At 37.4% G+C, this 13,972-nt stretch carries 10 protein-coding genes; 5 read left to right on the top strand and 5 right to left on the bottom strand.

The window, feature by feature from the left end; genetic code table 11:
* The first annotated feature begins 146 nt into the window (after positions 1 to 146).
* Positions 147 to 719: a response regulator transcription factor gene (locus AC4MRQ_RS12195; protein ID WP_491197954.1), complete on the top strand. Its 573-nt coding sequence runs from the start codon at positions 147 to 149 to the stop codon at positions 717 to 719.
* A gap of 3 nt (positions 720 to 722) precedes the next feature.
* Positions 723 to 1,097: an RDD family protein gene (locus AC4MRQ_RS12190; RefSeq protein WP_491197953.1), complete on the top strand. Its 375-nt coding sequence runs from the start codon at positions 723 to 725 to the stop codon at positions 1,095 to 1,097.
* Here AC4MRQ_RS12190 and AC4MRQ_RS12185 read toward each other — a convergent pair.
* Both AC4MRQ_RS12185 and rlmH read right to left on the bottom strand, forming a co-directional pair.
* Positions 1,094 to 4,777 (bottom strand): sensor histidine kinase, encoded by a 3,684-nt coding sequence (locus tag AC4MRQ_RS12185; protein ID WP_491197952.1) that lies wholly within the window; start codon positions 4,775 to 4,777, stop codon positions 1,094 to 1,096. The genes AC4MRQ_RS12190 and AC4MRQ_RS12185 overlap by 4 nt on opposite strands.
* Before the next feature lie 48 nt (positions 4,778 to 4,825).
* Positions 4,826 to 5,299 (bottom strand): 23S rRNA (pseudouridine(1915)-N(3))-methyltransferase RlmH, encoded by a 474-nt coding sequence (rlmH, locus tag AC4MRQ_RS12180; protein ID WP_491197951.1) that lies wholly within the window; start codon positions 5,297 to 5,299, stop codon positions 4,826 to 4,828.
* A gap of 203 nt (positions 5,300 to 5,502) precedes the next feature.
* Here rlmH and AC4MRQ_RS12175 point away from each other — a divergent pair, with 203 nt between their 5' ends.
* Positions 5,503 to 5,901: a DUF4783 domain-containing protein gene (locus AC4MRQ_RS12175; RefSeq protein WP_491197950.1), complete on the top strand. Its 399-nt coding sequence runs from the start codon at positions 5,503 to 5,505 to the stop codon at positions 5,899 to 5,901.
* Positions 5,898 to 6,743, top strand: a complete 846-nt coding sequence (gene nadC / locus AC4MRQ_RS12170) for a carboxylating nicotinate-nucleotide diphosphorylase (protein ID WP_491197949.1) — start codon at positions 5,898 to 5,900, stop codon at positions 6,741 to 6,743. Before AC4MRQ_RS12175 ends, nadC begins: the two co-directional genes overlap by 4 nt.
* An 82-nt stretch (positions 6,744 to 6,825) precedes the next feature.
* Here the strand turns inward: nadC and AC4MRQ_RS12165 are convergent, their stop codons facing one another.
* Positions 6,826 to 8,016, bottom strand: coding sequence for a transglutaminase-like domain-containing protein (locus tag AC4MRQ_RS12165; protein ID WP_491197948.1), 1,191 nt, complete (start codon positions 8,014 to 8,016; stop codon positions 6,826 to 6,828).
* Positions 8,017 to 8,794: 778 nt separating this feature from the next.
* Between AC4MRQ_RS12165 and AC4MRQ_RS12160 the strand changes: the two genes are divergently transcribed.
* Positions 8,795 to 9,835: a fasciclin domain-containing protein gene (locus tag AC4MRQ_RS12160; RefSeq protein ID WP_491197947.1), complete on the top strand. Its 1,041-nt coding sequence runs from the start codon at positions 8,795 to 8,797 to the stop codon at positions 9,833 to 9,835.
* A gap of 80 nt (positions 9,836 to 9,915) precedes the next feature.
* On the opposite strand, the gene AC4MRQ_RS12155 is transcribed toward AC4MRQ_RS12160, so the two are convergent.
* Both AC4MRQ_RS12155 and AC4MRQ_RS12150 read right to left on the bottom strand, forming a co-directional pair.
* On the bottom strand, positions 9,916 to 11,529 hold the full coding sequence (locus tag AC4MRQ_RS12155) for an ABC-F family ATP-binding cassette domain-containing protein (RefSeq protein ID WP_491197946.1): 1,614 nt from the start codon (positions 11,527 to 11,529) through the stop codon (positions 9,916 to 9,918).
* Positions 11,530 to 12,005: 476 nt separating this feature from the next.
* Positions 12,006 to 13,307 (bottom strand): spondin domain-containing protein, encoded by a 1,302-nt coding sequence (locus AC4MRQ_RS12150; RefSeq protein ID WP_491197945.1) that lies wholly within the window; start codon positions 13,305 to 13,307, stop codon positions 12,006 to 12,008.
* Positions 13,308 to 13,972 lie beyond the last annotated feature (665 nt).

Raw genomic sequence — 13,972 nt, 5'->3', positions numbered from 1 at the left:
AACAATGGGTTGTATAACAACTTAATCTACGATATTTTCCGACTTGAAAGAGATTTATTGGATCATGCAGAATTAGAAGAGAATGTGCTCTATCCTTTGGTTCGACACATGGAAGAGATCATTATATCAAATAGAAATAAGAAGTAATGGCCAGGATACTAATAGCTGAAAATTCTCATATAATTGCTTTGGGTTTGGCAACGCTAATAAAATCCTTTCGGGAGGTTGAAACTGTTAAAATGGTTAACAATGAAGAGGAATGTTGTAATGTTGCAAAAGATTTTGATCCTGATCTGATCCTGATCAACACTTCTTTTTTAAGACCTGTTGATATGCAGGAGCTTCTGGATAATAAACGACCGGAAACGAGCGTGATTCACGTATTTAACACTCCTTTGCCTATCGATGCACCTAATCAACAAATTTCAATTCTGGATAATAAAGCCACTTTGCAAGAGAAAATTGAAGGTGCATTGAAAAACATTCACCAGGTTAATATGATGGAGACTGAAGAATTAAGCCCCCGGGAAAAGGCTATTCTGAAGGAAGTAGCTCTGGGACTGACTAATAAAGAAATTGCCGAAAAAACGTATATTAGTACACATACTGTTATTTCGCATCGTAAAAATATTACTCGCAAGCTTGGTATTAAGACGGTTTCCGGATTAACGGTTTACGCGATCTTAAATAATATTATCCAAATGGAAGATATTTCCTAAACCATGACTAACAAGCGTATAAAGATTGGCAAAACAGAATATTTCACTGAACGGCTTATTGCCGGAATAGTGGATGTCACAATCACGCTTGGGTTGTCATTATTTCCCAGGATTGGCTGGCTATTTGGATTGATTTATTTTTTATTTAAGGATAGTTTACCTTTTATTAGCGGACAAAGTTTTGGTCGCCGATTATTTAATATCAAGGTCGTCAAAATGGCAGATGGTCAAAGCCTTGTAGGATTTCCGGATAAAGCGCTAATAAGACAGTTAATATATCTTATACCGATCTTAAATCTTGTGGAATTATACCGGTTTCTTTTTAAAGAAGAACGCTATGGTGCTCAATGGACCCAAACCAAAGTTATTAAGGTTTAGTTACCTTCATAAATTGGTAATTGAATGTAAAAGGTTGAACCCACGTTTTCAATTGTCTCAAACCAGATTTTACCACCACTGTTTTTGATAATATTCTGAACAATCGCCAATCCTAATCCCATTCCACTTGATTTAGTTGTAAAGTTTGGCATAAATATCTTGTTCTTTACTTCTTCTTTCATGCCTCGACCATTATCCGAGATCATAATGATGATATTTAAATCAACAACCTTAAGGGTTGTTTTTATTATACCTTCACGATTATTAGGTATGGCCTGAACCGCATTTTTAAGAACATTATTCAAAACACTTACCATTTGGTCAGGGTCAGCAAAAATAAATCGCTTCGAATCCTCAATCTCGGTACTAAAACGGATTTTTGGTTCTGACTTTTCGAAGAGATTAACCGTATTGAATATCTTCTCTACAATATCAACCTTGGTTCGCTTAGCCTGTGGCATTTTTGCAAAATTTGAGAACTCATTTGCAATAATGTGTAATTGATCAATTTGTTCGATCAGCGTTGCCGAAACCCGTTTAAGAAAACTATCAAAATCTTCCTGCTGATTATCCCAGGCTTTCATCAGATACTGAACACTGAGCTTCATAGGTGTTAGCGGATTCTTTATCTCATGCGCAATCTGTTTGGCCATTTCTCGCCATGCCATCTCTCTCTCTGATTTTGCTAATTTTTCGGCACTTTCTGAAATCTCATCAACCATGCGGTTATATTCCTTAACAAGATTACCAATTTCATCGTTTCCTTTATAACCGATCTTTTGGTTCATTTTATCAATTCGGATTTGTCCTAAACGGTCCTGTATCAGAAAAAGTGGGCGTGTTATACGACGCGATATAATAACAGCCACACCAATAGCGAATAATACAAATAACAAATACGCATTAATCACCGCCACTATCAATGAAGAAATCTCTGACTTCAACTCGTTATTACCAACAAAATAAGGGAGATTTAAAAATGCCAGAACTTCATGTTTATAGTTGTAAATAGGTACATAGGCAGAGGTAAAATGCAAATCACCAATGTATTCATCATGGATAAATTCAGCTTTCTGCTGATTGGCTAATTTATTATAAGCTTGCGGATTCATCATCTTTCCCGACAACCCCTGTTGATAAAGTTCAGGACGGGATGTGGCTAATAATTGCCCATTGGTATTATATAAGTTGATATCAGAATAAAAAACATTCGAAAATTTCTGCATCAGATACTGAAGATAGTCTTGCATACTATCATCTAGCCTTGCTTCGTTCACAATCTTCTGTTCCATCTCTTGTAATACAGATTTGATACGCTGAGATAGCATCTGATTATTCTTTGCTTTAAACTGATGAACTGAATAAAACACTGAACTAACACCCATTACAAGCAAAATAATTACCATCAGACTCACAAACGCGATTTGAATACGTTCCTGGATTGAGAAATGGGACGATGACTTATTTTGTGTACGTGTAATAAAGAATAAGATTGCCGTTATAATGAAGAATAATAAAGCAAATGTGGAAAACGACATTAACAGGTAAATTCGTTTTATTTCAGGTCGGCTTAATACCAAAGTTGTCTGATCATTTAACTTATAGATCAGATGCACCATATCATCATCAATAACCGTACTCTTTTCTCCTTCTTCAATTTCGGCTAAAGGATAATTGATTGGATAGCGGTATGATCCAAATTGCTTCACTAATTGCTTGTTAATGTATTTAGCAAATGAATAATGTCTGTCAACCGAATTATACATTTGTTGTTCCTGGCTTTGAAGCAGTTCAGGATACCCTAACCCGGAAAAGATCGGTGTAGAATTGATATCGCAATAAAGTGTTGTTTCCAAATCGGGATTACCCTGATGAAAAGGAATTTTTCCAAAGTAAGTGATTTGACCATTATCGTTGTCTAAAAAATAAAAATGTTCGCAAGAAGCAATATTTTGTCCTTGGGTATCTATTAAATTGTCGAAGTAATTATAACAATTTGTGGTAATATTTTCTGACTCAATGAATAATGGTGCATTTTCCCAGCAAACAACCACCTCCAGATCATAACGTTTCCAATAACCATAGAAATAGTTTTTCTTCAGATAATCACTGATCGCTTGTTCGTTATTTTTCGTATCTATTACTAATTCTATAAGTTTCTCGTCATTACTTATTTTATCATCAATCTCCGCAAGCGACATTTCTGCAATAAGGTCAGATTCTTTTGTCAACTGAAAGGATAGATTTTCAATCAGTAATTCACGGTTGTCTTCTTCTTTCTCAATGTTATAGCCGTATAATAGAAACACTACATAGAACGATGATACAAAAATTACCCATATAAAAGAACTATATGTTATTCCATCTGACCTGTTTCGATGAGCCTTGAATAAAATAGTACCAATGATTATAAAGACAATAATATTAATGAATAAAATGGGCAGATTGAATAACAGACTTATCCCACAAGAAAGAATAAATGCTATTGCACTGATAAGAATAAAAACACCAAGTTTAATATGATCCTTAATTGTTACAATGACTCTTTCATAAATAAAGATGATTGAGGTATAAAAAATACACAGAATACAAACCTTATATAACAGAATCGCATTTAGGTCTTCAATGTTGAAGAAAATAGTTGCCTGTGATGAATTAATAACAATCAGCTCAATCAATTTACTTAACAGGATAAATAACAGAAGAACCAATAAAATCCTTAAGCCAGTAAGAGTGTGGGTAACCCATCCATTTGCATCTTTTTTAAAGAACAATGGAGTTTTATAATATCGATAAAAGCAATAGGCAAATATCAGTAAGAACAGACTGCCGATAATCAGGCTGCCAAGTGATGGCAACCATTCGGAAACAGCAAATGTGATAGGTGAAAAAAGAGATAGATAATTAAATTCATCGGGAATAGCATAATTGATAAAAACAGCATATAATATCACAAAATATACAAAAACTCCACCTAGTATCCTGTTGCTCCACTCTTTACGTTTATTCATTTCCAGGACCCTGATCGATAAGAAACACAGGATCGCAAAACATAGCAGATACAGGCAAAAGACTGTTATACAAGTTGGTGAAACAACAGAATGCTCATTGTATTGCAAGGAAAACAAATAGTTGTTATTGATATCGTAAATAGCATGCTCGGTATTGTTTGCATCGAATACAATTGCTGGGTGATGAGTGAGTGTATAATCATCCGAAAATGTGTTCTTCAGGAATTTGTTCTGATATTCATACTCTTCCTTAACCAGAATGATTCCCATTAGAATACCTTCGTCAGTGACTACCTGGTGACGAAGGTACCAACCATTAGGGAGCTTAATAAAATTTCCCGAATCGATGTCTACTTTCTCAATTGGAACAGTATGAGTAGACCACGCAACAAGTGAAGAATCTTTAAACAGGTAATAAAAAATTTCATCTTTTACCAAAGAGTCCATGGTTGCCCACATCTTGTCGTCATTCCACAAATCATTGACTTGCAAGTTCTTTACTGAGTGAATTAGTGTATTTTGTTGATCTTTGATGGTCTGCTGAATCGAATAAGTATCAGCATCATGCGAGTAGTTATGATCAAAATGTTGTTCAACTGTTTTTCCTATTATAAATAAAACAACGGCTACGATTAAGCTGCTAATTAGTTTTCGTTGCTGGCGCGACATAAGATGATGTTTAATGCATTAAAGATAGAAAAAAACAGATATACAAATTTACTCGTGATGATAGGGTTCATTCTTCAAAATAGTCATCGCACGATACAATTGTTCTGCAAATATCAAACGAACCATTTGATGCGAAAAGGTCATTTTTGACAGACTGATTTTACTATTTGCCTTCGTATAAATCTCATCAGAAAATCCATATGGTCCGCCAATTACAAAAATCAGCCGCTTAAGTCCGGCTAACATCCTCTTTTCAATCATTTTTGAGAAATCAACGGATGAATACTCTTTTCCTTTTTCATCGAGTAAAACAATAAAATCACCAGCCTGAAATGATTGCAATAACAGCTGACCTTCCATAGTTTTTTGTTGACCTTGAGAAAGGTTTTTAGTCTTCTTTAAGTCAGGAATTACCTTCATCTCATAAGGTAAATAATGCTTTAATCTCTTCTCAAATTTTTCAATGCCGGTTTGCAAATATGGATCATCTGTTTTTCCTATAACAACTAAAACAACTTTCATTCGTATACCTCGTTAATCTTAAATTAAATTACAAAAATGCAGTTAAATTAAGCTAAAGCTCTATTTTTGTTGTAAAAGTAATGAGTGATTATTGAATTCAAGAGGATTGTCGGATGTATTAGTGGGAGTATGCAATAATTTTTAAAGCATTTGTACTATAAGGGCTTGATATTTGCACAAGCTTGTATGACAAACTATTTATGATGATACATTTTAGAAATACGATAACTGTTTTATTAGTTTTATTTATAGCCATTTCCGGTTTTTCTCAACAGACAGCAGCTTTACCTGATGGTCTGATTATGGCTATTAAAAAAAGCGATGCTGAAACAGTATCCAAATCTTTTAATGCTCAAGTTGAATTAATTCTTCCACAAAAAACAGCGGTATACAGCCAAAAGCAGGCTCAGATGGTTATCAAGGACTTCTTTGAACGGAATCCAGTAACAGAGTTTAAACTGATTCATCAGGGAAAAAAGGATAAATCATCATTTGCCATTGCAAATTACTACGCCTCTAACGATCGGTTTCGATTTACTTTTTTGACCAAGATAAAAAGTGGTAAGATATATATTCATCAGATTAGAATTGAGAAACAATGATTAATGAGTTAATCGATCAGTTTATCGATATTGTTATACGTGAAGATATTGGTGATGGAGATCACTCTTCACGCTCTTGTATTCCTGAATCGGCACAGGGGAAAATGTATTTGTTGGTTAAAGAGAATGGCATTTTAGCGGGTGTTGATATTGCAAAGAAGATATTTGCCAGGATTGACCAGGATATTAAACTTGATGTGTTAATTGAGGACGGTACATCAGTACAGGTGGGTGATATTGTTATGAATGTCAGCGGGCGTGTTTGGTCGTTACTACAGGCGGAACGTTTGGTGCTTAATGTGATGCAGCGTATGAGTGGAATTGCCACGCGAACAGCAGAATATGTTACCCGTTTGGAAGGTACAAATACACGTGTGCTGGATACCCGCAAAACAACCCCTGCAATGCGTTATCTGGAAAAAGAAGCAGTGCGATTGGGTGGTGGTGTTAACCACCGAATGGGGCTATATGACATGGTCATGTTAAAAGATAATCACATTGACTTTGCAGGAGGTATTGAAAAGGCAGTAAAACAGGTGAAAGAATACCTGAAGGAAAAAGGAAAAGACCTAAAAATTGAAGTGGAAGTACGTAACTGGGCTGAATTAGAAGAGGTGATTCGTGTAGGTGGAATTCATCGTATTATGCTCGATAATTTTTCGGTGGAAGAAACCCGTAAGGCGGTTGAATTTATTGACGGTCGTTATGAAACTGAATCATCAGGAGGAATCACAATTGATACCTTAAGGGACTATGCAGAATGTGGAGTTGATTATATCTCGGTTGGTGCACTAACTCACCATATTAAAAGCCTTGATTTAAGCTTAAAAGCGATGGATTAATCAAGAAACTTTAGGAAATAAAAATACCCACTCTTGTAATCTGATTATTTCAAGAGCGGGTATTTTTTTATAAATATTTCAGTTACTTGTAGTAAAGCTTCAATGTTTGAGGCTCATCCTCAACCTTAAGTTTGATGGATTTTATTTGACCAGCATCACCGGTATAATTAAAACTGTATTCATTGTTCTTTTTCAGAACAAATTCCAGAACATCATTCATATCTTGTTTCGGTCCGGCAGTTTGACCACCACCAACCTGATCGGTGCCATTGAAAACATCAACATTAACAGCTACGCGGTCATCGCCCTGGAAGGTGCAAACATCATCTTTAAACATCATTACCTTAACAGCAACATGTGTTTCCGCAATCTTCTTAGCCGCTTCTGCTTCTGCATACAGGCGAATGTATCTGTCTGAAACATTTTCAGCATGAACGTATTTAATATCAAAATCCCAAACCAACGGAAAGTGTGTATCTGCAGGTTTCCAAGAACTGGCATAAATAGCATGCCGAGGATTATCTGGTATAGCTTTTCCTGCATCAGCCAGAAACCAACTCTTATTTAAACCACTTGGGTAGTACTCAGTAAAATACCATTGCCCGTCAATCCATACTTCATTCCAATTGTGGTTACCTCGCTTATCATGCCAGTTAGGTGTTCCACCAATCCGCGACGGAATACCAACAGCCCTGAATGCATCAGTTAATAAAATGGATAAACCACTACAGGAAGCCATATTTTGCTCCATTGATTCATATGGACTTTGATCAGGTTTTTTACGCTTGGTATTGTAATCAACCAATAATTCGTCACGAATATTTTTATTGACCGAGTCTATTGCCTCATCTATTGTTTTACAGTCTTTGACATACTTTGAAAAACGTTCATAGAAATCTTTACGCCAGTTGTCGCGACGTTCGTTTAAACTTGCATAGGGTAAGATATCATTAAAAAAGATTGAATCAGGAATCGTTTTAGTCCATTCAAATTGTTCTCGAGCTATAAAAGCGTAATCTGTATTCTCCAATATAAAATCAGCACTTAAGGATTGTAAATCTCGTACCGGCATATATGAAATCAGGTAAGCAACAGCCTCTTTTTGATGTGCAGGTGCTGACTCAATAGCTTTGGTTATTTCTTTGGCATTATCACCAGCATTTGCAATGGCATTATCCAGCAATTTGTGGTATTCTTTTGGCACATGGGGATAATTGGTGCAAGCCGATAAACCGATTAATACCGCAAGAATTAATAAAGAATTTTTTAGCATGATTTACGTATTTCGTTTGAAGCAAAATTACAAAACAAGGTAAGTGCACTTGGTAAGTAATGTTCAGAAATGTGGAAATACAAAGATATTAAGCATTTGTATGGCTTAACAAGGAACAAGAAGGGATCAATTGCGACACTTTTTAGTAAAAATATTTATCTATAACTGATAAAAAACTCGCTATTGTCAGGAGCTTACTTATTGCTCAAGAGCTATAAATTAAAGATAGAAATAGATAGTGTTCACCTGTCTTCGACGAGTTACTTTTTGCTCGAGGTCAAAAACTAACGAAAAACCCCCAGCCTCAAATTCATTTGTAGGTGGTTCTAAGTAATCATCATTTTATACCGCCAATCAAAATTGACCGTCATGCTGAGCACTTGTGTCAATCAGAATCGTCAAAAGCGATTGGCTTAATCCATCTTCATTATTCACAATCCTTTTAATGATGATCTCAAGAACGACTAAACAAATTAATTAAGGGCTATTTCACAGTGACCACTCATCACAGTGTTCACCAAACTTCCTTCTGGTTTTCAACTCCTTTCCTGTCCAACGAAACAAAGTTTTGAGATATTTAAATCCATCTCCAAACCACATTCATCTTAAACATGAGCATTTTAAGATATTTTAACAACTTCCAGAATGTCTTATATAATGAGCTATTCATTATACAGTTAATGCAAAACGATAAATAGTGTTTAATTTTTTAAAGTATTTATTAAACATTATTTCTGTTTTCAAGTTTCCCTTTAGTAAACACTATAAACTTAGAGATATGAAAGGATCGATGATTAAAAGGAACGAAAATGTGAGTAAGGTCCTCTTAATAGGACTTATCGCCTTTGGAGTTATGTTTGCAGGATGTGAGAAGGATGACGTATCTCCACAACAAGACAATCAACAAGAGGTGTTTGATATTGAAACCACCCTGGAAATGATTACAGAGAACCCCGATTTTCTCAAAACGGATGGGGAAAGTGAGTTGAAAAGAAGAAAATGGCGCCGTTATCCAACTTTCAGGAACCTGGGCTATGCTTTATTTAAAACACGCTTGTTTACAACTGTGGTTCGAAACGAGCTTACTGTCTTTGCTCCTACTGATGAAGCCTTTGAAAAGCTCTTTGATCAAATTGGCGTGAAGAGTATACGGCAAGTACCAACTGATCAATTGAGAGCTATTTTATTATACCATGTGATAGCTGGCAAAGTCAAATCCAATCAACTAAGCAATGGCTTTGTTCCAACACTGAACGGAGCAGCTGTTGAAGTAAAACTCAATGGCGGTGTGATGATCAACAATGCCAATGTTCAGTATGCTAATATTCGGGCGTTAAATGGAATAATACACATTATTGACGAGGTGTTGTTGCCTCCAACACAGAATATTGTAGAAGTTGCTCAGGGTAATAGTGCTTTCTCAATTCTTGTTCAGGCGGTTATCAAAGCTGATCTTGCCGAGACATTGGCAACAGGAGGCCCGTTTACTGTATTTGCACCCACTGATGATGCATTTGTTGCACTCCTGAATGAGTTAGGACCCGACTTTAACAGTTTGGATGATATTCCGGTTGACCTGTTGACACAAGTATTGCTTTATCATGTGATTGAAGGTCGTGTCTATTCCAGTGATTTACCTGCCGGACCAGCTAATGTACCAACGCTTCAGGGAGATGCTTTTACAATTGATGTGACAGTACCATCCATTACCGATGCCAATAGCAGAGAAGCCGGGTTAGTTGGTTCACTTCTAAATATACAAGCTACTAACGGAGTGATTCATGTGATAGATCGTGTTATTCTACCTCCACTTGAGTAATAGTAGCTAACTAAAAAAAGGGGTAAACAGCTACAGCTTTACCCCTTTCCCTTATTGTAGTATATTGGTTTGTTGTGTGCTTACGCGTATTTACTTTCCCTGACAGCTTTAATATTTTCGTCAGCCAGATATTCTTCAAAATCCATTAATTTATCAACAATTCCATTTGGTGTTAACTCAATAACACGGCCACATGTTGTACGAATAAATTCATGGTCATGCGATGCCATCAGAATCTGTCCCGGGAATGATTTCATATTGTTGTTAAAGGCCTGAATAGATTCCAAATCAAGGTGGTTAGTTGGATGATCGAGTATTAACACATTGGGTTCTTCCATCATCATGCGGGCAATCATACAACGCATTTTCTCACCTCCAGATAAAACTGTTGCTTTCTTTTCAATATCATCGTTTGAAAACAACATTTTACCAAGGAAACTGCGCATATAATCCTCAGAAGTATCTTTGGCAAACTGTGCTAACCAATCATATAGCTTGACTTCCTTTTGGAAGAACTCAGTATTGTCCATTGGTAAGTAGGCACTGGTAATGGTTTGTCCCCATTCAAAAACACCTGTGTCAGCCTGTTTTTCACCATTGATAATCTCGAAAAAGGCAGTTACAGTACGGTTATCGCGTGAAATAAAGACCACTTTCTCGTCTTTCTCAATATTAAAGTTGACGTCTTTAAACATCACTTCGCCATCAATGGAATAACTCAGGTTTTCAACACGAAGAATTTGATCACCGGCCTGACGCGATGGTTGAAAGATAATACCCGGATAACGACGTGTTGAAGGTTGAATTTCAGTAACATTCAACTTATCAATCATCTTTTTACGGCTGGTTGTTTGCTTACTCTTAGCAACATTGGCGCTAAAGCGAGAGATAAACTCCTGAAGTTCTTTCTTTTTCTCTTCAGCCTTTTTATTTTGAGCAGCTAACTGACGGGCAGCCAACTGGCTTGATTCGTACCAGAAAGTATAGTTACCTGAGAACATACGGATTTTACCATAGTCGATATCCACAATATCAGTACAAACATTATCAAGGAAGTGACGGTCGTGAGACACAACAATCACTGTATTTTCGAAATTAGCAAGGTAGTTTTCCAGCCAAAGAACTGTTTCTAAGTCCAAATCATTGGTAGGCTCATCCAGCAATAGGTTATCAGGATTACCAAACAGTGCCTGAGCTAATAGTACACGTACTTTTTCCTTACCTGTCAGGTTTTTCATTTCCTGGTGGTGAAGGTTTTCCTTAATACCTAATCCGCTTAATAGCTCAGCAGCATCACTTTCGGCATTCCATCCACCCATGGCAGCAAACTCATCTTCCAGTTTGGCGGCCTTCATTCCATCTTCCTCATTGAAGTCGGGCTTCATATAAAGTGCATCCTTTTCCTGCATGAGCTCCCACATCTCTTTATGACCCATCATCACGGTATTAAGCACAGTGAATTCGTCATATGCATAGTGGTCCTGCTTTAGTACAGATAAGCGTTCGCCCGGCTCCATTTTAACACCACCACGTGTTGAATCCAGTTCTCCCGAAAGGATACGCAGAAATGTTGATTTACCGGCACCATTAGCACCAATTAACCCGTAACAATTACCCGAAGTAAACTTTAGGTTAACGTCTGAGAATAAAGGTTTTTTGCCAAATTGAATGGCTAAGTTTGAAACTGTAATCATGCTGCATCTCAATTTTCAGGGCGCAAAAGTAGAAAGTTTTTATTGAAATATGCTCTGTGTTAGTGTTAAAAATGGTTAGTTTATCAAATTTCTATCAGCAAACTTTAGGGAGCATTGGGTAATTATGAGGCGCTGATAAAAAGGATCGGATCTTTATTCCCATAATGCAAATAAAGATCCGATCCGTAGAACAAACTGATGTCAAGTCAAGTACTATATTTCGGGTATTTAATTCCCCCATCGCCTTTCAGGCACTTCCCCAAAGGGGAAGATATTTCTGCGGACTCACTTCCAATTCTCCCCTTGGGGAGATACCCGTAGGGAGAGGGGGATTTATGTTTTAACCCAAAGCTTTACTTGACACTAAATTATTATATAAGAACCCCCATTTCATGTAATCGATTAAACCTGGTAAATCCCTTCAAACAAAAACAGCCGGAATTTCTTCCGGCTGACCATTGATAGAATAACTGTCGCTATTGAAGCGATATAGTTACGCGGATCACTGAACCAACGTCTGGATAAGTGAAACTATCATTTACCATCATTACTGATTCACTTTCATCTGTTCCGGTATTTGCTCCACTTTGTCGTGGTGCCTGGTTAAGCCCGGCTCCTGGAAACTCGTTGACTTCCGTACCGGCATCCCATAGATATATCTTTGAAGTAACATCACCGGTAACTGGTGTTGCTCCACTGTAAAGCTTCAAACCATTATCGTTTGGTGCGTAGAACAGGTCGTTAGACTGTACCAACATGCTGGCCCATGACAGATATTGTCCCTCTTCTGCCGTAAACATGAACTCATAGCGTTGTCCCGGGAATAGTGGACCTGCGCCCGACTCTCCTACTGGCGTATTAAAAACACCACTGTTGGTAAATCCGGCCCCCTGAACACTGCTTAAAAGGTCTGCTGGATTTCCATCTTCGGCCAAAGCTTCAAGACCCGCATCTGCATCTAGCGATCCATCCATAAATAAAGGCATGTCGCTTGAATTATGAATTGCAAATACACCTGGTGCCAGCGGTGAAACCAAGCCGGTTTTCATCTCGGCTGCACTACCTAAAACGCCTGCATCACCTGCTTCTGCCAATTCTTTAAGTCCTTCTCCCCTATCCGCTTCATTTTCGGTGAATAACGGATCGGCTTCACTATGCACAACAAATACACCCGGTGCAATTGGCGTAAAGCTTCCGGCCAAGTTATTTATCGTCAGCTTAAACATGGAATTGCCCATGTACTCAAGCTCTGCCTGGATGGTTGACGCCAAATCAGGGTAAGTAAAGCCATCATTAACATCGCTGATCATTTTAACAGTACCGTTTTCTGCCATGCCTGTTGCTCCACCGCCGTTCAGTGGTTGGTTGGGACCTGTTCCGGGCTCTTCATTAACTTCTGTACCCGCATCCCATAGATAAAGTTGCGAAGTAATGTCGCCTTCAACAGGAGTACCATTATTAAATAGGTCAATTCCATCACCCGACGGAGCATAGAACAAGTCGTTGGATTTTACAAACATGGTTGCAAAAGACACTTTGTGACCCGGTCCGGCATAAAAACTAAACTCATAACTATGACCAGGGCCCGCACCACCCGGTTCATTGGCTCCAACCGGGGTATTAAATACACCGCTTTGTAAAAACTCTTTCGCTTCGCTTACATTCTCAATGGTAACCTTAAAGTTTTGGCTTTGTACCATCGGTTCATCATCATCATTATCGCATGCACTAAATACCATTGCGAAAACTCCAGCTAATACTATCAATTTTGTCTTCATAACTTATAAATATTAGGTTATTAAAATGTTATGAAGCAAAGTACGTTTGAAAGTATCACGAAAGTATCACAGAAGTTTATACATTCTGTAAAGACTATTAACGAAGCACGGATTACCCGGATTTCGCATTGCTTTCTGCGAATAAAATGTGTATTGAAGTTTAACCCTCAAATACAATAACTCGGTTACGGTCTATTTATTAAACCACAAATGACTCAAATTTCACAGATTTTGATTTTCCGAAGGAAAACAATTTGTGTTAATCTGTGCCATTTGTGGTTCCCATATTAATTTCTCATTGATTTTAAGTAAGAAAAAATGATGTTCTTGACATTTCGCCATCATTACCCCAACCCCCCTAAAGGGGCTTATCCGGCGCTGTTCCCTTCAGGGAAATGAAGGGTGAGCGTAGGGAGATTGCCTAACTTAACAGCATAACAGAAGGTTAGGATGAGGTGATTAAATTATGCACTATAAGCACGATTGTTACCTACTTTAACTTTCAAACACCCTCAATCCAAGTAACTGGTACAACTTGAAGTTTAAAACCAACTTATTTTGGGATTTTTGACAAATTAATGTGGCCCCAAAAATCCAGAGATTATAATAACAACACCTCACCTCGTTCCTCTCCTCAAGGAGAGGATGTGAGCAAACACCAAGGG

The sequence above is a fragment of the Carboxylicivirga sp. genome, from assembly GCF_982718395.1.
The sequence above is the reverse complement of the archived record's forward strand: the minus strand, read 5'-3'. Positions and strand labels throughout refer to the sequence as shown.